We start from the raw sequence: 22,234 nt of genomic DNA, 5'->3' as shown, positions 1-22,234 counted from the left end.
GGTGACTTCAGATTGGGCACGAAACGCTGCGACCTATGCCTTGAAAAACTTCCCGATCCCGTATAGGGAGAAGAATTGTTTCCCAGATACTGGATGGTCTAATGGCTCGCGTAACTGTTGAGGATTGCCTCGATAAGGTCGACAACCGCTTTCAACTCGTTCTTCTCGCTGGACACCGCGCACGCATGATCCGTGAAGGATCTCCGCTCGGTCTGGACCGCGACAATGATAAAGACCCTGTTGTTGCGCTGCGCGAAATCGCAGAGGACGCTGTCGATCTGAACAACGTCAAAGAAGCACTGATCGCTAACCTTCAGACAGTTCGTCCATCTGAAGAGACTGAACGCGAAGAAGACCAGCGTGCTCTTGAAGCTGCGCCGACACAGTCTGAAGAAGACGTGATGAAAGCGTACCAGCAGGAAATCGAGTCGGCTCGCGAAGACCGCTACTAAGCTGTTCTCTAATTCGGGCGTGTAGGGTAAGCTTGTCTTTATGGCCCCGGATGGAAACGCACCTGCTGTTCAGGATAATTCTGAACCTGTATTTAGCCCGCCAGTCAGTGGCGGGCCGACGAAGATTATTCGTCAGTATGAACTCGTGGATCGCGTACAGGCCTATGCGCCTCAAGCTGCGGAAGACCAGCTGAACGCAGCCTATGTGTACGCCATGATGAAGCATGGCACGCAAAAGCGCGCGTCCGGCGACCCGTATTATTCCCACCCCGTCGCTGTTGCCGGTATTCTGACTGAAATCCAGTTGGATGAAGCCAGCATTGTTGCGGGGCTTCTCCACGATACCATCGAAGACACCGACGCGACCTATGAAGAGATTGATAGTCTCTTCGGAACCGAGGTGGCTGAACTTGTCGCGGGCGTGACCAAGCTGACCGAGCTTGAGTATCGATCCGAGCAGTCCAAGCAGGCTGAAAACTTCCAGAAATTCATTCTGGCATCTGTTCAGGACCTTCGCGTTCTTCTGGTGAAGCTGGCTGACCGGCTTCACAATATGCGTACAATCCACTTCGTACCGAAAGAAGACAAGCGGAAGCGGATTGCGCGTGAGACTCTCGAAATTTATGCGCCGCTCGCCCGCCGTGTCGGTATTTATAAGTTTGCGGCCGAGCTGGAAGACTTGTCCTTCCGTCAGCTCAATCCGGAAGCCTATGCCGCGATCACGCATCGCCTGAAAGAGTTGAATGCCCGGAGCGCAGACGATATCGAGCGCGTAGGTCGCGATCTTCGCGGAATTCTTGAGAGTGCGGGCGTGAAAGGGCGCGTTTTTGGTCGTCAGAAGCAGCCATACTCCATCTGGCGCAAGCTGAAGCGTAAGGATATTTCCTTCCGCGATGTCGCTGACATTTTCGCCTTCCGCATGATCGTTCAGGAGCCGGACGAGTGCTATCAAATGCTCGGCGAAGTGCATCAGAAATGGTCCTGCCTTCAGGACCGTTTCCGCGATTACATTTCGATGCCGAAGCCGAACGGTTATCGCTCTATCCACACGACTGTGCGGGCAGCTGGCAACCGCCGGATCGAGCTTCAAATCCGTACCGAGGACATGAACCGTACGGCTGAGACCGGTATTGCAGCTCACTGGTCCTACAAGAACTCAAAATACGGTTTTGACGCGGAAGGTGCCGCACAAGTTGGTCTGAACCCGACGGCCAGCCTGACTGCCTTCGCCGAAATGGTCGGTGATGGCGCGGATGCGCAGGAATTTTACGAGCACGCCAAGCTCGAAATGTATCTCGATCACGTCTTCGCCTTCACGCCAAAAGGTCGTCTGATCGTTTTGCCTAAAGGCGCCATGCCGCTCGACTTTGCCTATGCCGTGCACACGAATGTCGGCGATAGCTGTAAGGGCTGCCGTATTAATGGCGAAACCCGTCCGCTGCGGACCGAGCTTCGCAATGGCGACGTCGTCGACATTATTCGCGGTGACGAGAAAGCCGTGGTGCAGGGCTGGGAGGCGCTGACACAAACAGGGCGCGCACGGTCTGCAATCCGTCGACTGGTTCGTAACCGCGAGCAGGAAAGTTTCCACGCGCTCGGCCAGAAAGCGCTGTCTTCTGCGCTCGAAGCGCTCGATCTTACAACCAATCAGGTGGACCTTGATGAGGTCGCCAAGCGGATGGAGCTGAAGAGCGGCGATCAGCTGCTTGATGCGATCGGGCGCCAGACAATCGATGTCAGCAAAGTGCTTGCCGAGGCTTTCCCAGCCCGCGCACACGATATCCTTCGCTCGTTTGAAGCCATGCGTCTCAGCGAGGCGACGGCCAATCGGCTGATTGATATCCGCGACCTGCCTTCCAGCGGCGCGCTGCATCTCTGCCATGACTGTTCGCCAGTTCTGGGAGACCGGATTGTCGGCATGCAGAAGATGGGCGAACCGCTCACCGTGCACGTCATCGACTGTAACCGCCTTGCCGATGATGACGCAGCCGAAGCGCGCTGGTTTGACCTATCCTGGTCCGGGCAGCCGCCGGGCGGGATCATGGCGCTAGGGCGCATCAAGGTGACTGCACACAACCGTCCAGGCGTGTTGGCCGAGCTTTGTGATGTCATCGCGAAGAGCGGCAGCAACATTATGGGCGTCAATTCAGGTGAGCGCTCCATTGATTTCATGGACCTTCTGTTTGATATCGAGGTTGCAGATCTCAAACACCTCTCCCTGATTCTTGCCTCGCTCAGGTCGCTGACGGCAGTGGATCGGGCCGAACGCATAAGGAACTAATCTATGACACCAGACGATGTGCTTCAGGCTTTCCGTGACGCTGACGCTCTGCTGGAAGGTCACTTCATCCTGTCTTCTGGCCGCCGTAGCCCGGTTTTCCTGCAGAAAGCTTTGGTATTTTCCCAGCCGAAAGTCTCCGAAATGCTTTGTGCGGCTCTGGCTGAGCGTGTGCGGGCCGAATATGGCGAAGTCTCCGTTGTGACTGGGCCGGCTGTGGGTGGGATTATCCCGGGCTATGAGATGGCACGTCAGCTTGGCGCGCGTGCGATGTTCGCCGAACGCAATGAAGATGATGTGCTCGTCTATAAGCGCGGCTTTGAATTCAACGAGGATGATCGCATCCTGTTGATGGAAGACATTGTCACGACAGGTAAGTCCTTCCGTGAGACGGTTGCAGCGCTCGAAGAATATCCGGGCACGCTGGTTGGCGGTGGCTGCATTATCGACCGTTCAGGTGGTAAGGCTGATGTCGGCACGACGCTTCTGTCGCTCGCGTCTATTGAATTCCCTGACTACGACCCGAATGATCTGCCGCCAGAACTTGCCGCTCTTGAGCCTGTGAAGCCGGGAAGCCGGAGAAAGTTCTGATGAGCGACCGCATCCGGCTTGGCGTAAACATTGATCACGTCGCGACCATTCGGAACGCGCGCGGTGGTTTGCATCCGGATCCCTTCCGCGCGGCGGAGATCGTCAGCGGCGCAGGTGGTGACGGTCTGACCATCCATTTGCGTGAAGACCGTCGTCACATCCGTGATGAGGACCTCCAGCGTGTGCGTGATGCATCCGATCTGCCGATCAATCTGGAGATGGCAGCAACGCCGGAAATGCTGGATATCGCTCTGCGTTTCAAACCGGAAACGGCGATGTTCGTACCGGAGAAACGCGAAGAGCGAACCACGGAAGGCGGTCTGGACGCCGCGCGACAGCATAACCATCTGGCGCCGTTCATTCGTCAGCTGAAAGACAATGGCTCCAAAGTGTCTCTCTTCATTGAGCCGGATATGGTTCAGCTTGCAGCGGCCCACCAACTTGGCGCGAGCATTACTGAATTTCACACCGGACGCTTCGTTGAACTTTGCCAGGCGGGCGAGGGCGCGCTGGCCGGGGAAGAACTGGAACGCATCCGGGCATGCGCCGAACGGGCTGTTGAACTGGGTATCGAGCCACAAGCCGGTCACGGTCTGACATACGACACGGTGACGCCAATCGCGGAAATTCCGGAACTGACCGAGCTGAATATCGGCCACTTCATTATTGGCGAAGCCGTGTTCGTCGGGCTCGAAGCTGCGATCCGCGAAATGCGCCGCCTTATGGACGAGGCGCGTACATGATTATCGGGATGGGGCAGGACATGGCGGATATCCGCCGTATCCGTAACACGCTTGAGCGCTTTGGTGAGCGTTTCAAAAACCGTGTCTACACCGCGACCGAGATTGCGCTGGCCGAGCGCCGTAAACTGTCCGCCGAGACCTATGCAAAACGCTTCGCAGCGAAAGAAGCCTGCGCTAAGGCCCTAGGGACGGGCGTTCCGCGACGCGGCGTTCACTGGAAGCATATGGGCGTTGTGAATCTGCCCACCGGCAAGCCGACACTGGAGTTGACCGGCGGCGCCGCAGAGCGCCTGAAACAGATGACCCCTGAGGGCTGGGATGCCCACATCCACCTTTCCATTACCGATGATGACCCGTATGCACTGGCAATGGTCATTATTGAGGCCTTTCCGAAGGGCATGTATCCGTGAAGCCAATCCGTCCGAAACGCACTCGCCTTCGCGCGAAGGTCAAACAGGCTGCCCGTCTGCCGTTTCTTTCCGAAGAGGCGTGCGCGGCGCTTGAAGAGCGTATCGGTTACACCTTCAAGGATAAGTCGCTTCTCGATCGGGCTATGACGCATGCGAGCGCTGTGCAGGAATTTTCGGCTCGTTTCTCTTATGAGCGGCTCGAGTTCCTTGGCGACCGTGTACTCGGACTGGTCATCGCAGAGCTTCTTTTCCAGAAGTTCGAGGGCGAGCCGGAAGGCGGCCTTGCGCCACGCCTCAATGCGCTGGTCAATCGAGATGCCTGCGCCGAGGTTGCCCGCAAGCTGGAGCTTCAGGACTGTCTCATTCTGGATGCTGCCGAAGAGCGTGCGGGTGGACGTGAGAAAAATTCTATCCTCTCGGATATCTGCGAAGCCGTTCTTGGCGCGGTTTATCTTGATGGCGGTATGAAACCCGCCACGGCGATGATCGAGCGCTATTGGGCGCCGCTCATCAAATCGGTTGGAAAGCGGCCGAAAGACCCTAAATCTGCGCTTCAGGAATGGGCGCAGGGCGAAGGCTTTGCCACGCCAACTTATGAAATTGTCGGGCAGGTCGGACCAGACCATGCGCCCGAATTTGCAGCCCGTGTGCTCGTCGGTGAATACTCGCCGGTTGAGGGCCGTGGCCATTCAAAACAAGAAGCCCAACGCGCCGCCGCTCGTGCGATGCTGGTCGAACGGGCAGTAGAAGGATTTGCGGCGGATGACGCCTGAAACTGATCAGACACGCGCCGGCTTTGTAGCCGTTATTGGTGCGCCAAATGCGGGTAAGTCTACCCTCGTAAACCGCCTCGTTGGACAGAAGGTCGCCATTGTGACCCAGAAGGTTCAGACGACGCGTTTCCCGGTTCGTGGCATCGCCATGCACAATGACGCGCAGATTGTTCTGCTCGACACGCCGGGTATTTTCAAAACCAAGCGCCGCCTCGACCGTGCCATGGTGAAAGCTGCGCTGGCTGGCGCGGAAGATGCTGACGTCATTCTTCACGTGATCGACGCGACCGGCTGGGTTGCTGAAATTCTGAAACGCCCGCTCACCGGTGCGCAGAAGAAGTCGATGGAAGACGACCGCCGCGTTATGCAGGATCTCAAAACGCTGGGCCGTAAGGGCATTCTGGCGCTCAACAAGATTGACGAGTTCGACCACCTCGAAATTCTGCCTGTCATTCAGAAGCTGAATGAAGAAGGCATATATTCCGAAATCTACCCGATCTCCGCTGCCAATGGCGACGGAACGGCTACGCTCCTCGATCATCTGGCGGGTCTCGTGCCGGAAAGCCCATATCTCTATGATCCGGAGCAAACGGCGGACCTGCCTATGCGTCTTCTGGCGTCTGAGGTGACGCGTGAGAAGCTCATGCTGCGTCTCCACCAGGAACTGCCATACCAGCTAATGGTCGACACCGAGACGTGGGAAGAGCGCAAAGACGGGTCTGTTCGCATTCAGCAAGCGATCATTATTGGTCGTGAAAACCATAAGAGCATGGTTCTGGGTAAAGGCGGCCAGACGATTAAAGAGATCGGCAAGCGCGCCCGTGAAGAACTTGAAGGCATGCTGGACCGGAAAGTGCACCTCTTCCTCTTCGTGAAGGTGGATGAGCGCTGGATGGAAAAACGCGATTTCTACACCCCTCTGGGACTGGATTTTGATGTGTAGGTTTTTGGGTATGCTCGAATGCGTGTCCTCACGGTGTTCGGGCATTCTGCGCCTTCGCGTTGCTTGTGATGTCGCGCCCCACAGCCCAACCGGGCTGGCGCAGGCTGACCGAGCGAATGCGAGGAACAAAGCCGAGCAAAACCAATAATGGAATGGCGTGATGCGGGCATTGTTCTGGGCAGTCGCCGGTTTGGTGAAACCGGCCTGATCCTTGATGCCTTCACGCGTGAACATGGCCGCCAGTCCGGATTTATCCATGGCGGCAATTCCTCAAAAAAACGCGCGAGCTTTGAAGTCGGCACCACGCTGGAACTTGAATGGCGTGCGCGGAATGAAAACCAGCTCGGCAATTTCAATCTCTCCGAAGCGACGGCGAACCGCGCAGCAATGTTCATGTCCTCGCGGCTCTCACTTACGGCGCTCAATTCTGTCACCTCGCTTTTGAATACTTCTCTGCCGGACGGGCAGGCCTATCCTCTGCTGTATGACGCGACCGAGTTCGTGCTCGATCAGCTGGGCGATAAAGAACTCTGGCCAGCACTTATGGTGAGCTGGGAAGTCGGTTTCCTTCGCACCGTTGGCTATGGCCTCGATTTTTCCAAATGCGCTGTCTCAGGCCGGAAAGACAAGCTCACCCATGTCAGCCCACGAACGGGCCGCGCCGCCTGCGGTGAGGAAGTGCCCGAATATGTCGACAAGCTTCTGGCACTGCCGGAATTTCTGGTGAACTCGGAGGCCGACGCCAGCCCAGAAGACATAGGAAAAGGCTTCAGGCTGACCGGCCATTTTATTACAAACCGTCTCTATGCTGAAGCCCATAAACCGCCGCCGGGATCGAGAGAACTCATGCTCCGGCGACTGTCAGATATGGAAATTGTTGTTTTTTAGGTGTGTTGTTTGTCTGCTCGACAGCGTTTCCTCACCTTCGGCTCGGGCTGTCTGCGCCTTCGCTTCGCTCGTGAAGTTACAGAACGCGCTTATGACCAGATTGCTTTGGGCGTTTCACCTTCGCGGCGCCAGTATTGCGCACGTAAGCGCGGTGCGTAGTGCAGGGCGAGATACGCACTCACCACGATACTGAAGAGCGCCGAAATCGCGATACCAATCGCTGTACCGGTCGCAGATTGCGAGATGCCGAGTGCCAGAATAAGGCCAGCGCCGAAAATCACGGCGTTAAAGAGGCCGAAGAGCACTATCGACAATAAGGTATTGGTTTTCATCTCTGTTACCTCCTTTCTGTCAAATCAACGAGCGAGCAGGACTGGAAGTTCCGTCAGGCCTGTCGCGCTTCGAAGCTTTTGGCGTTAATTGGCGTGTTGGTTGAGGACGTTGATTTACTCTCAGCTCTAGCGCGCAAAACCTTCGCTGTCTCGCCTGTTCCATCTGGTTGCCAGCCGGGTGGTCCGAACAGAAATCCTGGCCAGTGACGGACTGGGTTTGCCCGAAGATCGCGGAGAATATTGATCCATTCATGCAGCGCGATGCGGATCGGATTGAAGCTGCCAACGGGTTTGACCAGCCCATATTTGCACGGTTCATCTACGTCTTCAGGCTGGTAGGTGCCGAACAGGCGGTCGTAGATCATCAGAACACCGCCATGATTTCGATCGAGATATTTCGGGTTTACGGCATGGTGCACACGGTGTGCGGATGGTGTGTTCAGAATACCCTCAACCCATCCAAGCTTGGGAATAAGATTTGTGTGCAGCCACGATTGATACATCAGGTTCAGCGCAAACATCAGCGCGACGTAAACCGGTGCAAACCCGAGCAGGCTCAGCGGCAGGAAAATCAGGCTGCCCATGGAAAGCCAACCCGTCCAGCCGAACCGGTACGCAGCGAGAATATTCATCTCCTCAATGGAGTGGTGCACGCTGTGCGTCGCCCACAGCCAGCGGACTTCATGGCTCAGTCGATGATACCAGTAATACGCAAACTCGAAGGCCAGAAACAGAGCCGGCCAATACCACCAATCGGTCACCTCAAGCTCGAAGAGACGATAGTTCTCAAATGCATAAAGCGTCGCGAGCGGCACAATTGACAGCGGCAACATGGAGATGACGCGCTGCACGACCGCAATGGAAATCGAGGCCAGCGTGTCACCCTTTGTGTAGAGCGACTGACCGCGTGCACGTCCGATAAAATACTCGGCTGCGATCATGAGAAGAAAGACCGGGCCGAAATAAATTAGGTAGGAATAGATGCTCATAAGTCGTCTCCCTCAGATGGCGTGTCGCTGGTTTGAACTCTGCCTGTTCTGGAATAATATGAGTAATCCTCAGTTTTGAAACTCGCATTCAGAAGGGCTGAAAAACTGTCGCCTCAGTTTTTTCAAAGGGCTGTTAAATATGAGAAAAAAGCCAAATCAGGCACGGGCGAGAGCCACAGTAACGGCCATTCTGGATGCGACGGCTCAGCTTTTGGCAGCGCGCAAAGAGGCAGAGGTTACGACCAACCGCATTGCCGAAAGGGCGGGCGTGTCCATCGGTACGTTGTACCAGTATTTCGACGGGCGCGATGCAGCTTACTATGCTCTGGCGCGACGCGAGGGCGAGCGGATTGCGCATCAGGTCATTGAGTGTCTGCACGTGCCGCAGACTGAAGTCCGCGGCGAGAGGGCGCGCAATATTGTCCGGCTTCTGATCGCGTATTTCTCGGACACGGATGTCATCGGCCGGGTGGCCATGCTTCGATACCTCGCCGGTTTGCGAGAAGGCGAGCGCGACGATATGATGGATATCGTCTCCGCTGAAATCGAAACCCTTCTGAACAGGAGCATGGGCGGTCTGGGCAGTTTGTCTCGCGTGAAGTCTTATATTCTGACCCGGTCAATTTTGAATGTTGTGCGGTCCGCTATGATGGATGACCCTGACATGCTTAAAAGCCGCGAATTCGAAAACGAGCTGGTACTTCTTATCCGCGGATATCTGACGGTGTCTCGCCAGAGTGAGTCTTAAACAAGCACCATCGGCCCGCATGTGGGATCACAGCGGGCGAATAGCGGGTGGTTGGAAGTATGTGAGCTTGGGGAGGGTATCATCTGCGCCGGGTGGCGGTATGCCATAGCCGGTTGCGTTCAGCCCTTCGCGGGCAAGGTGATGAAGATAGTTGAGGTCGCCCCGTTCCTCCTCATCCTCGCTGGAAGCCCATAAGTCTTCGGGCGGCAGCCAATTTTCAAACGGCTTGTAGAAGAGTGGCTGTCTTTTGCTTTTCTGCGCGCCAGCTAATCTAATCCTTTGGATCGGGCTGGCTGCGCCTGCGCGGTCGCTTGTGATGGTGCGGGGCGCTTCGGGATGACAGTTGAGCGCCCTCCACACCAGACGTTCGGCCATCAGGTCTGCACGTTTGAGAGCGCGCGGCAGGCGCGCCATTCGCGCCATGAGATCGGCAATCGGCACCACGCTCAACGGGTCCGGCGTAAAGCTCAGCCCGCGTCTCTCTGACCCTTTACCGCTATGGGAAAAGTCAGGCGTGGTGACGCTGAAACCGCCAATACGCGGTGTCTCGCTGGTCAGCCGTCTCAGCTCCAATTCCTGCTGGCGGATGAGGCCCGTCAGCTCTTGTTCTGGCACGGGGTGAGATTTCCGCTCTGGCGGAGCAGATGGCACGAAGCCGCGCTCGATCAGCTGTGCGGCGAGCCACAAAATGTAACAGCGCAGCGTGTATTCCACCCGGCGGATATGGGTGAGAAAGCGCTGTTTATAGCGCAGCTGCATATGCACAGTTGTTGTCATCCCGTGTGCATTGCAGCGCGAAGCGATGCTTTGCAGACACGGGACCTGATCTGTGGACGGTGCCTGCTTCAGGTCCCGGATCAGCAGTGCATCATTGTCCTGCTGCACAGCATCCGGGATGACAGACGTCGAGACAGCCTCGGTCGGTGTTTCGCGGTAATCCTCAACAAAGCCGGAGAGACGGGCAATATAGCCCGCCAGCCGCCGCGCTATCGCAAGCGGCGTGAAACGGTTCGTCTCTGTCTCCGGTGAGGTTTGCATGCCGGAAGTATGGAGGTGGGATCAGGGAGGTGGGATAAGTTTGTGATACACCATGAACAGGTTCGTCGTGCTGTTTTCCAATTAACATCACGACGACAAAATCTACGATAGAGGTTTTTTAGGGATAGGAATCGGATAGCGTGAGCAATACCTCTTCTGGGGATCGAGTTGCAATAAATTTCTACTCTAGGTGGATGTTGATTTGTGATTTAGTTTGTGCAATGAGAACAAATAGTGATCATTTGGGATGCGGCTCATGTCTAAATCTGTTATCGATTTGTTTTGCGGTGCGGGCGGACTTTCGGAAGGATTCCGCCAAGTTGGCTACTCGGTCTTAGCAGGGAACGACATTGACGAAGCGGCGGGTAAAACCTTTGACCGGATGCATCCGGAAGCGCGCTTCTTGAGCGGTCCTATCGAGAACCTGTCAGCGAAACAATTCCTATCGGCTGCGGGTCTGAAGAAGAGCGAATTAGACGTTCTTATCGGCGGGCCACCATGCCAAGGCTTTTCAGTCTATAACCACCAACGCGGCTTACACGACGAACGTTCTTCGTTGTACCTTGAATACCTACGGATAGTGGAAGGGTTAAACCCGAAATGGGTAGTCCTTGAGAACGTAACCGGCATGCAATCAGCCGGGAACGGGGCGGCTATACAAGCGATTATAAAAGGGCTCGAGGACCTAGGTTATCGTGTCGAAGCTAAAACCCTGAAAGCAGAAGAATACGGTATCCCACAGGAACGCCGCCGCATTCTCTTTGTGGGTAATCGCCTAGGTCTTCCTGTTCATTGGCCTACGCCTACGCATGGTCCCGGCCTGTTACCCTTCGTCACTGTCAGAGACGCTATCGGTGACCTTCCAGAGCTTGAGAACGGCGGTACATACGAAGGCGGCAAGTATGGAAGCCGTGCTAAGGGCGACTTCCAGAAATATGTACGAGAAGGCTCTAAGGGCGTCACGAACCACGGCGCGCCACGCCTAGGCGAAATCAACATGCAGCGCTTAGAGCATATTCCACAAGGCGGTTCGTGGCGCGATATCCCGTTCGACCTTCTTCCGAAAGGTATGAAACGGGCCAAGCGTTCAGACCATACAAAGCGCTACGGGCGTCTTCGTTGGGAAGGGCTGTCTTCGACCATCCTCACAAAATGCGATATCCATTGGGGCGCTTATATCCACCCGGAGCAAGACCGCTCTATTAGCGTTCGCGAAGCCGCGCGCTTCCAATCATTCCCTGACTGGTTCGAGTTCTCAGGATCTAGGACTGAACAGTACGTGCAAGTCGGTAACGCTGTACCGCCTCTGTTAGGCCGGAAAATTGCCGAAACGATTCTAGCGATTGAATCGGGCGAAGAGATTCCTAGCGAACCTATTTCCCTTAGCGCTTAGTTAGCTTAGCCGCCTTATGAATCAGCAGGTTTTCATAGGCGCCTTCCGGCGGTAGGTTTTGCGGCGACACGAACGCATAGGCTAGCTGGTCTACGGTCGTCGTAAAGCGCTGCACGAACTCTAGCGGGCGTGTCCCCTCTGCATCTTCGTCGCCAAGCTTATAGGTCTTGAACGTCACGGTACCTAACCCCTGCGGATATGCTGAGAGCTTCCCGCCTAGGCGTGTAAGAATGCGTTGAAATACGGCGTCTGGTAGGATGAAAAACAATCCGTGTGTCGCCAAGCGTTCGCGGCGTAGGGCATGGCCCTTATAGATCACCTGCGGAAGAATACGCTTGTTGACGTTTTCCCAATTGAAGCCCGCTGTCGTCGGATGTGCGGAAGGGGCTATCGGCACTTCGGGCGGCGTGGCGTAGAAGGTGTTCGACGTGTCTTTATAGCTGTTCGTTGTGTCGATACTCTGGACCTCGATAGCAACGATAGCGACCGGGCTAAGGTCTTCGGACGATGGTTTTGCTAGGATATAATCGACTTTAAAGGACCCGCGACGCCCTTCCGGCGACGGCGACGCAATGCTGATCTCCTCCGCGAAACCTTGCCCGTAGACCATGATTTCGTTTCCGGTCATAGTTCCAGCGGCGAAACGGCTAGCCATTTCATCGGGCGATACAGTCTCAGACGCCGCGCCGAAGCATTCTTGCGCGACTTCTGCGATAACCTTGAACCTGTCACCGTAGAGCCTGTTGGGACAGATAATAACGGGCTCTTCGGTCGCGGACTTAAGCGCACATGCGCCGCCTGAACGGGTTTTCTTGCATTTAGTATCGACGAAAGGACACCACCGCGAATCTGCGTTTTTACGACTCTTCGACGTACCGGGGGTTGCTCCGTGAAATTCTTCTATCCAAGTAGCCAACGTTTATCCCCACTAATTTGAACGTTACTTATAGAAGGAATTGTTGCCTCAGCAAGCTTCGGTGGAGTTGTGCAATGTTCTCTATGTGCTTATTTCGCAAACCGATATCCCCATAATTCCTGACATATCCACACGACAAGGGCTCCGACTCAGCTAAATTGAGAGGTTAGGAGAATACCCATGTCTGACCTGATGGATTCTGGCGAAGAGAACATCATCGATGAGAGCATGAACGAAGCGCTGTCGCGGCGCTATCTGGCTTATGCTCTGTCCACCATTACCAGCCGGGCGCTGCCGGATGTGCGCGACGGTCTGAAACCCGTTCAGCGACGCATTCTGTATGCGATGCGCGAGCTGAAGCTGAACCCGGACGCCAGCTATCGTAAGTGTGCGAAAATCGTCGGTGAGGTGATGGGTAACTATCACCCGCACGGTGATAGCGCGATTTACGACACGCTGGTGCGTCTGGCGCAAAGCTTCTCGGTTCGCTATCCGCTGGTCGACGGTCAGGGCAATTTCGGCAATATTGACGGCGATAGCGCAGCGGCCATGCGTTACACTGAAAGTCGGATGACGGCAGCGGCCAAGCTGTTGCTGGACGGGCTGGACGAGAACGCCGTCGACTTCCGCGACACTTATGATGAGCAAGACTCCGAGCCAGTCGTTCTGCCGGCGGCCTATCCGAACCTGCTGGCGAACGGCGCGACGGGTATTGCCGTGGGTATGGCGACCAGTATTCCGCCGCATAACGCTGCCGAGCTGATCGATGCCTGCCTGATCCTTGTCGACAATAAAAACGCCGAGCTGGACGAGCTTCTGGAAGTCATGCCGGGCCCGGACTTCCCGACAGGCGGCACGCTGGTCGAGAGCAAGGAGACCATTCGCGAGGCCTATGCGACAGGCCGTGGCGGCTTCCGCATTCGTGCGAAATGGGAAAAGGAAGACCTTGGCCGTGGCACCTGGCAGATCGTCGTCACTGAAATTCCGTTTCAGGTTCAGAAAGGTAAGCTGATCGAGCGCCTGGCTGAGCTGATCGATGCGAAGAAAGTGCCTCTGCTTGGCGATGTGCGCGATGAGAGCGCCGAGGACATCCGCCTCGTTCTGGAGCCGAAATCCAAGACGGTTGATCCGGACATGCTGATGGAGAGCCTCTATAAGCTCTCCGATCTGGAAAGCCGCTTCTCCATGAACCTGAACGTGCTGGATAAAGGCGCGCCGAAAGTGATGAACCTGAAAGAGGTTCTGATGGCGTATCTCTCCCACCGTCAGGAAGTGGTTGTGCGCATTGCCCAGCACCAGCTGGACAAAACGCTGGCCCGTCTTGAGGTGCTGGAAGGGTATCTGGTTGCCTTCCTGAACCTTGATGAGGTGATCCGCATTATCCGCGAGGAAGACCATCCGAAATCCGAGCTGATGAAGGCCTTCAACCTGACGGAAAATCAGGCCGAGGCTATCCTCAACATGCGTCTGCGCTCTCTTCGTAAGCTGGAAGAGATGGAAATTCGCGGCGAGCATGCAGAGCTTGAGAAAAAGCGCGACAAGCTGGAAGCCCTGATCAAAAGCCCTGCTAAGCAGTGGAAAGAGGTCGCGAAAGGTCTGAACGAAGCGCGCAAAGTGTTCGATCCGGAAACAGAGCTTGGCCGTCGCCGCTCCATCTTCGGTGAAGCGCCAGCCGCTGACGTAGGCGATATGATCGCTGAAGCGCTGATCGTGCGTGAGCCGATTACAGTTGTTCTCTCAGAGCAGGGCTGGATCCGCGCGCTGAAGGGGCACAATAATGATCTTGAGAAGGTGAAGTTCAAAGATGGCGACGGGCTGGCGCTCAGTTGTCAGATGGAAACCACCGATAAGCTGATCCTCATGTCGTCAGACGGGCGGGCCTTTACGCTGGGCGGCGATAAACTGCCGGGCGGGCGCGGCGCGGGCGAGCCGATCCGCTTCCAGATTGATCTGGAGGACGAACACTCCATCACGGATATGTTCCGCCTGAACCCTGAAGGTAAGCGCTTCATGGCGTCCAAGGCCGGCTATGGCTTTATCTGTCAGGAGGCTGATCTGGTCTCCGCGCGTAAGGCTGGCAAGCAGGTCGTGACCACGTCGTCAGACAGCCCGCTCTTCATCTCCAAGGTGGCTGTGGGCGATAAGGTCGCCGTGATTGGCGATAACCGTAAGCTTTTGATCTTCGATCTGGCAGACCTGCCGGAAATGCCGCGCGGTAAGGGCGTGAAGCTGCAATCCTATAAGGATGGCGGCCTGCTCGACGCGATGGTGTTCAGCGAAGCTGATGGCTTTGTCGTGACTGAAGCCTCCGGTCGTCAACGGACCTTCCCGGACTGGCAGGAATGGAACGGCCGACGGGCAGGGGCAGGGCGCATGGTGATGCGTGGCTTCCCGCGCAGTGGCAAGTTCGACGGCTAGGTTCCAGGCGGCATCAAAGCGATGTCAGGATCGCGCCGAGGAGAGCCTCTGGCGCGTCTTCCTGTATCAGATGGGCTGCGCCGGATACCGGCGAGAAACTGTCGGCCTTAAGCAGATCGGCCAGCCGCCTGCCGCGCTCGATCGGGATAAAGCTGTCTTCCTCGCCCCAGATGATGTGCACCGGAAAACCGGGCTTTGCATAGAGGCTTTCCAGAGCTGCAATATTGTCATTCGAGGCGTGGGCGATCTGGCGATAAAAGGCGGGTCGGCCTGCCTCGCCGGAATAGGAGCGAAGATAAATATCAGAAACCTCCTCGCTCAGCGGCAAATGGGCGGCGTTCTGGATATAGGCTCGGAAGAGCGCCTCATGTGCGTAGTCTGGCAGGCCTGCAAAGGCCTCTTCATGCGCGGCGACGTGCCGGTAAAACGGTGAACCGGACGGTAGCAGCGCGACAGCATCAATCAGGTGAAGTGAACGGTATTCCAGACCGTGGATGAAATGCCCGCGAAGGGCGGCCAGCCCGCCAAAGTCGTGTGCGATCACGCGGGGGCGATCAATCTGCCAGTGAGCGAGCAGTTCCACTAGCAAATCCGACTGTATGGACTCATCAAGGCGCACATCGTCGGGCTTATCTGACTGCCCCGTGCCCAGCATATCGAATACGAACACCTGATGCGTTTTCGCGAGCCATGGCGCCAGTTTCCGCCAGCACTGGGACGACCATGGAAAGCCGTGCACCAGCACAAGAGGTGGGCCGCTGCCGAGCGATCCCCATGCGATTTCGTGTCCGCGAAACGGGTAGCACTGATCCAGTGAAAGCATGGTCATCCTCATAAATTGACATATAGCAAAAATTCTATATGAATATGGATATGTCAAGGCGTGAAGATCAGATCAAGGCGATGAGCAGCGAGGTGCGGATGGAAATCCTGCGCCTGCTGCGCGATGCGAAACAGCATTTCTCCCATCAGGAAACGGCTGATCCCGAAGCCTTTGGCGTCTGCATCAATCTGATCGTTGAAAAGCTGCAGCTCGCGCAGCCAACTGTCAGCCGTCATATCGATATTCTGAAACGGGCGGGCTTCATCACTGTGCAGCGACACCAGAAATGGTCTTATTGCCGACGCGATGAAACGGCCCTTAGTGAGTACCGCGACTGGCTGAGTGAAACGCTGAGTATTAGCTAGTTCATAAGCCCTGAAATAAGTGTGGGCTTAAACGTCTCGTTGAGTTGGACTCGCTTTAAGGTAGGGTTTCGATCTGAAAGTGAGCGTCTCATGCGTAGTTTTCTGATCATCCTTATGACCACACTCCTAAGCGGATGCGTCATTGGCTATTCTTCCCCCCAAGCGAGTTTCGACATCGAGGTTGAGACCAGCGAAGCTACGGAACTCACTTTCGAATTCCTGACCGAAGAACTTGGACGATTGGGCTATGTGCAGGACCGAACATGGGAGGAGGCTGAGCCACCTCTCGGCCCAATGCCGCAGTGGTTTTTACTGAGAAAGCACTTCTACTATGCAGGCGAAACGACCTCAAATCGGGACAATTATTCGATTTCGGTCGAACTGCCGGGCGATCAGGATTTTAAATCCTTTGCGATCTGTTGCACAGTGAACGTCAGGGTATCTGAGAGCCGCCCAGGCGGCTTTTCTCCGGCGGGCCACTCTTTCTATGCCAATCTGATCAACAGTATCGAGGGCGCCGGATATCGCATTGTCAAGCAAGACGAGCCGCCACCTACAGACAATGCCGAATACTGGCGCGTCAATTCGATGATAGCGGGCACGATTTCGTTCTGGTGGCTGGTGGCGTGGTCCGTGTTTATGCTTCTTTTTGGTGAACTCGGCCTGTTCATAGGCCGACGTAAGTTCAAGACATTGAAAGGTCACCGTTTCGGAGTCTGGCTGGCGGGTGTCTTACTTGCTACTCCGATGCCGTTGCCATCGATGTTCATGGTGTTTCCAATACCAAACGCTATCGGCTTTCCTTTTCTCTTCGCTCCAGAAATGTGGGGCCATTTTGCGTGGCTTATGGTGCCATCGTTTGTGGCGTCCACTCTGCTCAGCTGGGTATACGCAATATTTCGTGTTCGCACGGTCAAGCTTCGCGGGAAGCAGAGTATCGCCTGAAATCCCCCAAATCGGGGGTAGCGGGCCTTTGTAAATCGTCAGAGAAATGAGCTGGATGCTTGCCGCTTCCCGCGGTTCTCAGTAATCTTTCGCTCTACTAAGTGGGGAGTCAGTTTTCATGACTGGTTTATACGTAATTCTGGGCATTATTGCCCTTCTCGCCGTCATTGTGATCGGCATCTATAACGGCCTTGTGGCCAAGCGCCAGCAATGCCGTCAGGCCTTTGCCGATGTAGACGTTCAGCTGAAGCAACGTCGCAACCTTATCCCGAACCTCGTTGAGACGGTGAAGGGCTATGCCAGCCATGAGCGTGAGACACTGGATGCGGTGATTTCTGCGCGTAACTCTGCGATTGCGGCAGGCTCGCCGGCTGAATCGGCTGCGGCTGAGGGCATGCTCTCTGCGGCGCTGGGTAAGATGTTTGCACTCGCTGAGGCCTATCCGGACCTCAAAGCGAACACGAACTTCCTGGAACTCCAGAAAGAGCTCTCCACCATCGAAGACAAGCTTGCCGCGGCGCGCCGCTTCTACAACTCTGCTGTTCAGCAGTACAACACAGCGCGCGAGACATTCCCTGCGGCTGTGTTTGCGAGCATGTTCGGTTTCGAGCCGGAAGAGTTCTACGACCTTGGCGACGAAGTCCGCGAACAGCTCTCTGTAGTGCCGGACGTGAAGTTCTAGCGTATTTTGAGTTGACCACCCGCTTCGTGGCTTGCGCCACGTTCGCGATGGGTCGCGCTCAAGGCTGTCTTTTTAGATTGTTCTCGTGAAACGAAGTTTCACTTAGAACGCGCTCAAGGCTGAATAGATAAAGAAAAGCCCGCCGGGATGGCGGGCTTTTTTTTTGGGGAGTGGCGCCGGCCTATGCAGCGAGCACAGACACGGCTTTCGCGTTGACGAATTCCTTCATGCCGAAGCCGCCATGTTCGCGGCCAAAGCCTGAATTCTTCACGCCGCCAAATGGCAGGTTCGGCGCGGCAATATCATAGCCGTTGATGACCACCATGCCGGTGTCGAAATAGGTCTTCGCAAGCTTCTCGGCACGCTCCACATTGGTGGAGAAGATACCGCCGCCAAGGCCGTAACGGCTGTCATTGGCAATGCGCATCGCGTCTTCATCATCCTTCGCTTTGATGACGGACGCGACCGGGCCGAACAGCTCGTCATCATAGGCAGGCTGGCCGGGCTCTACGTCCACCAGAACGGTTGCGGGATACCAAGCGCCCTGCATGTCTGGGATTTCACCGCCGCATAGGATTTTCGCGCCTTTCTCGACACTCTCCTTCACTTGCTCGTGCAGGTCATCACGGAGCTCTGAGCGTGACATGGGGCCAAGCTGCGTGTCCTTCACCATCGGGTCACCAAGGTGAATGCCTTTCATCGCTTCGGTGTATTTCTCCACGAAGGCATCATAGTTCTTCTCAGTCACGATGAAGCGTTTGCCGTTCACACAGGTCTGGCCGTTATTAAAGATGCGGGCCGTGACGGATGTTTTGACGGCAAGGTCGAGGTCTGCGTCGTCGAGTACGAGGAAGGCATCGTTAGAGCCCAGCTCCAGAACGGTTTTCTTCAGCATCTCGCCAGCTTTTTTAGCGACGATTTTACCGGCTTTATCCGAGCCGGTGAGGGTAACGCCGCGCACCAGATCATTCTCGATCACATCGTCAGACTGGCCATGGTCGATCAGCAGCACAGTGAAGAGGTGTTTCGGCAGGCCTGCCGCTTCGAACACATCGCGCAGCATCAGGCCGCTGCCCGTGCAGGCTTCAGCGTGCTTCAGGATGACGCCATTGCCTGCCATGAGATTGGCGATGGAATAGCGGATGGCCTGATAGCATGGGAAGTTCCATGGCTGGATGCCATAGACTACACCAATCGGGGAGTAAGTGACGGTTGCGCGCTCACCATTCGGGTGGTCACGTGTCTCGTCCGCCAGCTCTGACGGGCCGTTCTTCGCGGTGTATTCACAAATGCCAGCGCACAGATCGATTTCCTGCTTACTGCCAGACAGCAGTTTGCCGGTTTCCTTGGTCATCAGCTCTGCGAACTCGTCTTTGCGGTCGCGCAGAACTTCAGCGACTTTGTTGATGATTGTCGCGCGCTCTTCATGCGAGGTGAGGCGCCAGGCCAGATAGGCTTCGTGACACTGCTTTACCGCTTCAGCGACCTCTGCATCGCTCATCAGCGGGTAGGTGTTGAGTGTTTCGCCAGTTGCGGGGTTTACGGTTTTCAGTTCGGTCATAATTGTCCTGTCTGTGTTTGGGGTATGCCTTTCAAACACATGGGCAGGTTGGGAAGTTCCGAGTTTTTAACGAGCTAGCCGGTCACGAAAAGTGTGATGGGCCGATGCCTGGACGATTGCAGTCGCAGGACTAGTTGGACTTTACTGAGCCTTTAGCCGCTCATTCTCCGCAGCGAACATGGCGCGGACACGGTCGCCATTGGTTGGCTCTTTCTCCAGAGTTTCCGGGTCCCATTGATGGCGGTGGGCATCAAAATAGTCGCCGCCATAGATGTGAATGCCGCCGGTAAAGCGCAGGAGCGGGTTCGTTACCGAATGGATCGCATCCCGCCCGAGCGTTGCGACATCGCCTTCAAACAGGCAGTTGGCGCCGCGGGCTTGAAGGCCGTTTTCGGTTTCTTTCCAGAAGATATTGTCTTCGCGGCCGGTATAGATGCCGATCAGCGCCCACATGTCATGGTCATGCGGTAAGAGGTTCATGCGCGGTGTCCAGGTCGCCGCGAAAATGGTGAGCGTGGGCGAGTGATGTAGGATATCCATGCCCGCCTCTGTTGGCCCGCCAATGCCACGCAGAACGTCGCTCGGATCGGAGATGGCACGTGTCAGCACCTCGCGGACTGCGCCCATGGAGTCATTGTTGGAACGGGCTTTGACGCAGTCACTGACGAATTGGTCTCTATCAAATCCCGCCATGATGGCCTCCTACTGGGTGAGGCTCGGAAGCCATGTCGCGAGCGCCGGAATAGCGATCACGGCGATGATCATGAGAAGCTGTAAGCCGATAAATGGCAGCGCGCCGCGCCAGATTTCCATCGTCTTCACGCGGTCCGGGGCGGCCCCGCGCAGATAGAAGAGGGCAAAGCCGAATGGCGGCGTGAGGAAGCTCGTCTGCAGGTTCAGCGCCATGATGATGGCAAGCCAGACAGGGTCGAAACCGGCGATAATCAGCGAAGGCGTCACCAAAGGCACGACCACAAAAACGATCTCGATAAAGTCGAGGAAGAAGCCCAGTATGAACATCACTAGCATGGCGATGATCAGCGCGCCCCATTTGCCGCCCGGAACCGCGCTGAGAAGCTCATGCACCAGCTCGTCGCCGCCAAAACCGCGGAAGACGAGGCTGAACAGGCTCGCGCCGATCAGGATGAGGAACACCATTGAGGTTATCTCAACCGCACTTTTCAGCGCTGGCAGAAGCTGGTTGTGATGGTGCAGCACAAGGCCGCCTGCAAACACGCCGGCAACGAAGACGAGCGCCGCCAGGAAAGTGATGATCATGCCGGCCATGTTGATCGCACTGATATGCTCAACACCCATGCGCAGATCGAGCGCGTTTTTCAGGACGATGATCACTACGATGGAGATAAAGGCCGCGATGATGACACGCGGCAGGCCTGCATCCTTATTGTCGGAGAGGCGAAGCCCGGCGAGCATGATTGCGCCTGCAGCGCCAATGCTTGCCGCCTGAGTTGGTGGCGCAATGCCTGCGAGGATCGCGCCGAGAACGGCGATAATCAGAAACAGCGGCGCGCCCAGACCGAAGATGATTTCTTTTGCCGTCAGCGGCGGGCTGTCATCCTGTTCGATAGGCGGACACGCGTTCGGACGGAAGATTGATGTCAGGAAGACATAGAGCAGATAGAGGCCGACGAGCAGGAAACCCGGAAGCAGAGCGCCAGCGAAGAGGTCGCCCACGGAGACAACGAACGCCGTGCCAGTGCCCATCTGGCTTGCCGCTTGCGAGGCCGAATTTGATACAGCGTCCGCAAGCAGGATCAGAACGATAGAGGGCGGGATGATCTGGCCGAGCGTTCCCGAGGCAGCAATCGTGCCGGTCGCGAGGCGTGGATCATAGTTCTGGCGGAGCATGGTCGGCAGGGCGATCAGTGTCATGGTGATCACGGTCGCGCCTACAATGCCCGTAGAGGCCGCCAGAAGCGCGCCGACCAGAATAACCGCATAGCCGAGGCCGCCGCGGACCTTTCCGAGCAGGCGGGAGGCGATGTGCAGCAGGTCTTCAGCGACTTTGGATCGTTCCAGAATAACGCCCATCAGAATGAAGAGCGGCACGGCGACCAGCGTCTCGTTCTGCATGATTGAGCCGCCCATAATACGACTCGGCAAAGCGAGGAGGTGAGGCTCTGGAAAGACGCCAAGGCCAATGCCGACGAGGGCGAAAATCAGAGCAATTCCACCGAGTGTCAGCGCAACCGGATAGCCGAGCAGAAGCGCGCCAATGGCAGCGAGAAACATGCCGACAGCGAGAATGATCTCAAGCTCCATATTCGCCTCCACCAGATTGGGTGTGGTCGATATCTTCTAATTTACCGGTCAGGCGCAGTGAGGCTTTCAAAGCTTCTGCCAAGCCTTGAGACAGCATCAGCACGGCGAAAAGCGGCACAAGCGTTTTGAAGACAAACATGATCGGCAGGCCGTCGCTTTCGCGTGAGCCTTCAAAGATTGCCCAGGTGCGCGTGAGCCCTTGCTCGCCCGTCTCCAGAATACGGATACAGATCGGGAAGAGCAGCAGGTAAAGCCCTGCAAGCTCGATCCAGTCCATGCCTTTGGAGCCGAATTTCGGGCGTAGAATATCGACGCGGACATGGGCGTTGTCGCGAAGGGCAACAGCCGCGCCGACCATGAACATGGTGCCGAATGCGTAGATGACGAGTTCGGTCAGCCAGGTCCATGACAAGCCAAACGCATAGGCGGCGATAACCGATGTCAGCTGGAAGAAGAGAAGCAGAATGCTGGCGGCAATCGAGATCACCAGCGCGACGTCTGTGATCTTTTCAATGATGCTGACAAGGCCTTTGGAGAGGCCTTCGGTCAGGTCGGGCAGAATGAGCGTGATCAACGGGATGATGAAAAGCGGCAGGCATATGAAGCCGGCCCATTTCAGCCATCCACCAAGTGTGAGGAAGAGTTGCGGGTCCATCAGTGAAG

At 56.1% G+C, this 22,234-nt stretch carries 23 protein-coding genes; 14 read left to right on the top strand and 9 right to left on the bottom strand.

The window, feature by feature from the left end:
* Positions 1 to 101: 101 nt before the first annotated feature.
* From rpoZ to recO, 8 genes are all read left to right on the top strand, one after another.
* The gene (gene rpoZ, locus P1U45_RS14375; RefSeq protein WP_293608273.1) at positions 102 to 452 is read left to right on the top strand and encodes a DNA-directed RNA polymerase subunit omega; all 351 of its coding nucleotides are present in this window, start codon (positions 102 to 104) and stop codon (positions 450 to 452) included.
* A 40-nt stretch (positions 453 to 492) separates the two neighbouring features.
* Positions 493 to 2,733, top strand: a complete 2,241-nt coding sequence (locus P1U45_RS14370) for a bifunctional (p)ppGpp synthetase/guanosine-3',5'-bis(diphosphate) 3'-pyrophosphohydrolase (protein ID WP_301059694.1) — start codon at positions 493 to 495, stop codon at positions 2,731 to 2,733.
* Positions 2,734 to 2,736: 3 nt separating this feature from the next.
* The gene (gene pyrE, locus P1U45_RS14365; protein ID WP_301059693.1) at positions 2,737 to 3,321 is read left to right on the top strand and encodes an orotate phosphoribosyltransferase; all 585 of its coding nucleotides are present in this window, start codon (positions 2,737 to 2,739) and stop codon (positions 3,319 to 3,321) included.
* Complete coding sequence (locus tag P1U45_RS14360; protein WP_301059692.1) at positions 3,321 to 4,064, top strand: pyridoxine 5'-phosphate synthase; 744 nt, start codon at positions 3,321 to 3,323, stop codon at positions 4,062 to 4,064. Before pyrE ends, P1U45_RS14360 begins: the two co-directional genes overlap by 1 nt.
* Complete coding sequence (acpS, locus tag P1U45_RS14355; RefSeq protein WP_301059691.1) at positions 4,061 to 4,474, top strand: holo-ACP synthase; 414 nt, start codon at positions 4,061 to 4,063, stop codon at positions 4,472 to 4,474. Before P1U45_RS14360 ends, acpS begins: the two co-directional genes overlap by 4 nt.
* Positions 4,471 to 5,247 (top strand): ribonuclease III, encoded by a 777-nt coding sequence (gene rnc, locus P1U45_RS14350; protein ID WP_293608268.1) that lies wholly within the window; start codon positions 4,471 to 4,473, stop codon positions 5,245 to 5,247. Before acpS ends, rnc begins: the two co-directional genes overlap by 4 nt.
* Complete coding sequence (gene era, locus P1U45_RS14345) at positions 5,237 to 6,190, top strand: GTPase Era (protein ID WP_293608267.1); 954 nt, start codon at positions 5,237 to 5,239, stop codon at positions 6,188 to 6,190. The genes rnc and era overlap by 11 nt, the downstream gene beginning before the upstream one ends.
* 147 nt (positions 6,191 to 6,337) lie before the next feature.
* The gene (recO, locus tag P1U45_RS14340; RefSeq protein WP_301059690.1) at positions 6,338 to 7,078 is read left to right on the top strand and encodes a DNA repair protein RecO; all 741 of its coding nucleotides are present in this window, start codon (positions 6,338 to 6,340) and stop codon (positions 7,076 to 7,078) included.
* Between the two features lie 89 nt (positions 7,079 to 7,167).
* Here the strand turns inward: recO and P1U45_RS14335 are convergent, their stop codons facing one another.
* Positions 7,168 to 7,410, bottom strand: coding sequence for a hypothetical protein (locus tag P1U45_RS14335; RefSeq protein WP_293608265.1), 243 nt, complete (start codon positions 7,408 to 7,410; stop codon positions 7,168 to 7,170).
* Positions 7,411 to 7,463: 53 nt separating this feature from the next.
* Complete coding sequence (locus P1U45_RS14330) at positions 7,464 to 8,399, bottom strand: sterol desaturase family protein (RefSeq protein ID WP_301059689.1); 936 nt, start codon at positions 8,397 to 8,399, stop codon at positions 7,464 to 7,466.
* A gap of 139 nt (positions 8,400 to 8,538) precedes the next feature.
* Here P1U45_RS14330 and P1U45_RS14325 point away from each other — a divergent pair, with 139 nt between their 5' ends.
* Positions 8,539 to 9,147 (top strand): TetR/AcrR family transcriptional regulator, encoded by a 609-nt coding sequence (locus P1U45_RS14325; RefSeq protein WP_301059688.1) that lies wholly within the window; start codon positions 8,539 to 8,541, stop codon positions 9,145 to 9,147.
* Positions 9,148 to 9,174: 27 nt separating this feature from the next.
* Here the strand turns inward: P1U45_RS14325 and P1U45_RS14320 are convergent, their stop codons facing one another.
* Entirely contained in the window at positions 9,175 to 10,185 is a 1,011-nt protein-coding gene (locus P1U45_RS14320; RefSeq protein ID WP_301059687.1) for a hypothetical protein, read from the bottom strand.
* A 256-nt stretch (positions 10,186 to 10,441) separates the two neighbouring features.
* On the opposite strand from P1U45_RS14320, the gene P1U45_RS14315 reads away from it, so the two are divergent.
* Positions 10,442 to 11,578 (top strand): DNA cytosine methyltransferase, encoded by a 1,137-nt coding sequence (locus P1U45_RS14315; protein WP_301059686.1) that lies wholly within the window; start codon positions 10,442 to 10,444, stop codon positions 11,576 to 11,578.
* Here P1U45_RS14315 and P1U45_RS14310 read toward each other — a convergent pair.
* Entirely contained in the window at positions 11,568 to 12,494 is a 927-nt protein-coding gene (locus P1U45_RS14310; protein ID WP_301059685.1) for a NotI family restriction endonuclease, read from the bottom strand. The two genes, P1U45_RS14315 and P1U45_RS14310, sit on opposite strands and share 11 nt — an antisense overlap.
* Before the next feature lie 180 nt (positions 12,495 to 12,674).
* Here P1U45_RS14310 and parC point away from each other — a divergent pair, with 180 nt between their 5' ends.
* Complete coding sequence (gene parC / locus P1U45_RS14305; RefSeq protein ID WP_301059684.1) at positions 12,675 to 14,912, top strand: DNA topoisomerase IV subunit A; 2,238 nt, start codon at positions 12,675 to 12,677, stop codon at positions 14,910 to 14,912.
* A 13-nt stretch (positions 14,913 to 14,925) separates the two neighbouring features.
* On the opposite strand, the gene P1U45_RS14300 is transcribed toward parC, so the two are convergent.
* On the bottom strand, positions 14,926 to 15,735 hold the full coding sequence (locus P1U45_RS14300; RefSeq protein ID WP_301059683.1) for an alpha/beta fold hydrolase: 810 nt from the start codon (positions 15,733 to 15,735) through the stop codon (positions 14,926 to 14,928).
* Between the two features lie 50 nt (positions 15,736 to 15,785).
* Between P1U45_RS14300 and P1U45_RS14295 the strand changes: the two genes are divergently transcribed.
* The 3 genes from P1U45_RS14295 (at position 15,786) to P1U45_RS14285 (ending at position 17,727) form a co-directional block, all read left to right on the top strand.
* On the top strand, positions 15,786 to 16,100 hold the full coding sequence (locus P1U45_RS14295) for a winged helix-turn-helix domain-containing protein (RefSeq protein ID WP_301059682.1): 315 nt from the start codon (positions 15,786 to 15,788) through the stop codon (positions 16,098 to 16,100).
* 90 nt (positions 16,101 to 16,190) lie between these two features.
* Positions 16,191 to 17,045: a hypothetical protein gene (locus P1U45_RS14290; RefSeq protein ID WP_301059681.1), complete on the top strand. Its 855-nt coding sequence runs from the start codon at positions 16,191 to 16,193 to the stop codon at positions 17,043 to 17,045.
* 118 nt (positions 17,046 to 17,163) lie between these two features.
* Positions 17,164 to 17,727, top strand: coding sequence for a LemA family protein (locus P1U45_RS14285; protein WP_022695701.1), 564 nt, complete (start codon positions 17,164 to 17,166; stop codon positions 17,725 to 17,727).
* A 181-nt stretch (positions 17,728 to 17,908) separates the two neighbouring features.
* On the opposite strand, the gene P1U45_RS14280 is transcribed toward P1U45_RS14285, so the two are convergent.
* The 4 genes from P1U45_RS14280 to P1U45_RS14265 form a co-directional block, all read right to left on the bottom strand.
* Positions 17,909 to 19,288, bottom strand: coding sequence for an NAD-dependent succinate-semialdehyde dehydrogenase (locus P1U45_RS14280; protein ID WP_301059680.1), 1,380 nt, complete (start codon positions 19,286 to 19,288; stop codon positions 17,909 to 17,911).
* A gap of 141 nt (positions 19,289 to 19,429) precedes the next feature.
* On the bottom strand, positions 19,430 to 19,981 hold the full coding sequence (locus P1U45_RS14275) for a hypothetical protein (protein ID WP_301059679.1): 552 nt from the start codon (positions 19,979 to 19,981) through the stop codon (positions 19,430 to 19,432).
* A gap of 9 nt (positions 19,982 to 19,990) precedes the next feature.
* On the bottom strand, positions 19,991 to 21,571 hold the full coding sequence (locus tag P1U45_RS14270; RefSeq protein ID WP_301059678.1) for a TRAP transporter large permease subunit: 1,581 nt from the start codon (positions 21,569 to 21,571) through the stop codon (positions 19,991 to 19,993).
* The gene (locus tag P1U45_RS14265; protein WP_301059677.1) at positions 21,561 to 22,226 is read right to left on the bottom strand and encodes a TRAP transporter small permease subunit; all 666 of its coding nucleotides are present in this window, start codon (positions 22,224 to 22,226) and stop codon (positions 21,561 to 21,563) included. Before P1U45_RS14265 ends, P1U45_RS14270 begins: the two co-directional genes overlap by 11 nt.
* Positions 22,227 to 22,234: the final 8 nt, after the last annotated feature.

This window comes from Ponticaulis sp. (genome assembly GCF_029210165.1).
Taxonomy (GTDB): Bacteria; Pseudomonadota; Alphaproteobacteria; order Caulobacterales; family Hyphomonadaceae; genus Ponticaulis.
The sequence above is the reverse complement of the archived record's forward strand: the minus strand, read 5'-3'. Positions and strand labels throughout refer to the sequence as shown.

Bases quoted from the DNA above. Each gene is read 5' to 3' on its own strand.
- rpoZ (WP_293608273.1), top strand. From the start codon at position 102: ATGGCTCGCGTAACTGTTGAGGATTGCCTCGATAAGGTCGACAACCGC.
- P1U45_RS14370 (WP_301059694.1), top strand. From the start codon at position 493: ATGGCCCCGGATGGAAACGCACCTGCTGTTCAGGATAATTCTGAACCT.
- pyrE (WP_301059693.1), top strand. From the start codon at position 2,737: ATGACACCAGACGATGTGCTTCAGGCTTTCCGTGACGCTGACGCTCTG.
- P1U45_RS14360 (WP_301059692.1), top strand. From the start codon at position 3,321: ATGAGCGACCGCATCCGGCTTGGCGTAAACATTGATCACGTCGCGACC.
- acpS (WP_301059691.1), top strand. From the start codon at position 4,061: ATGATTATCGGGATGGGGCAGGACATGGCGGATATCCGCCGTATCCGT.
- era (WP_293608267.1), top strand. From the start codon at position 5,237: ATGACGCCTGAAACTGATCAGACACGCGCCGGCTTTGTAGCCGTTATT.
- recO (WP_301059690.1), top strand. From the start codon at position 6,338: ATGGAATGGCGTGATGCGGGCATTGTTCTGGGCAGTCGCCGGTTTGGT.
- P1U45_RS14335 (WP_293608265.1), bottom strand. From the start codon at position 7,410: ATGAAAACCAATACCTTATTGTCGATAGTGCTCTTCGGCCTCTTTAAC.
- P1U45_RS14330 (WP_301059689.1), bottom strand. From the start codon at position 8,399: ATGAGCATCTATTCCTACCTAATTTATTTCGGCCCGGTCTTTCTTCTC.
- P1U45_RS14325 (WP_301059688.1), top strand. From the start codon at position 8,539: ATGAGAAAAAAGCCAAATCAGGCACGGGCGAGAGCCACAGTAACGGCC.
- P1U45_RS14320 (WP_301059687.1), bottom strand. From the start codon at position 10,185: ATGCAAACCTCACCGGAGACAGAGACGAACCGTTTCACGCCGCTTGCG.
- P1U45_RS14315 (WP_301059686.1), top strand. From the start codon at position 10,442: ATGTCTAAATCTGTTATCGATTTGTTTTGCGGTGCGGGCGGACTTTCG.
- parC (WP_301059684.1), top strand. From the start codon at position 12,675: ATGTCTGACCTGATGGATTCTGGCGAAGAGAACATCATCGATGAGAGC.
- P1U45_RS14300 (WP_301059683.1), bottom strand. From the start codon at position 15,735: ATGCTTTCACTGGATCAGTGCTACCCGTTTCGCGGACACGAAATCGCA.
- P1U45_RS14295 (WP_301059682.1), top strand. From the start codon at position 15,786: ATGTCAAGGCGTGAAGATCAGATCAAGGCGATGAGCAGCGAGGTGCGG.
- P1U45_RS14290 (WP_301059681.1), top strand. From the start codon at position 16,191: ATGCGTAGTTTTCTGATCATCCTTATGACCACACTCCTAAGCGGATGC.
- P1U45_RS14285 (WP_022695701.1), top strand. From the start codon at position 17,164: ATGACTGGTTTATACGTAATTCTGGGCATTATTGCCCTTCTCGCCGTC.
- P1U45_RS14280 (WP_301059680.1), bottom strand. From the start codon at position 19,288: ATGACCGAACTGAAAACCGTAAACCCCGCAACTGGCGAAACACTCAAC.
- P1U45_RS14275 (WP_301059679.1), bottom strand. From the start codon at position 19,981: ATGGCGGGATTTGATAGAGACCAATTCGTCAGTGACTGCGTCAAAGCC.
- P1U45_RS14270 (WP_301059678.1), bottom strand. From the start codon at position 21,571: ATGGAGCTTGAGATCATTCTCGCTGTCGGCATGTTTCTCGCTGCCATT.
- P1U45_RS14265 (WP_301059677.1), bottom strand. From the start codon at position 22,226: ATGGACCCGCAACTCTTCCTCACACTTGGTGGATGGCTGAAATGGGCC.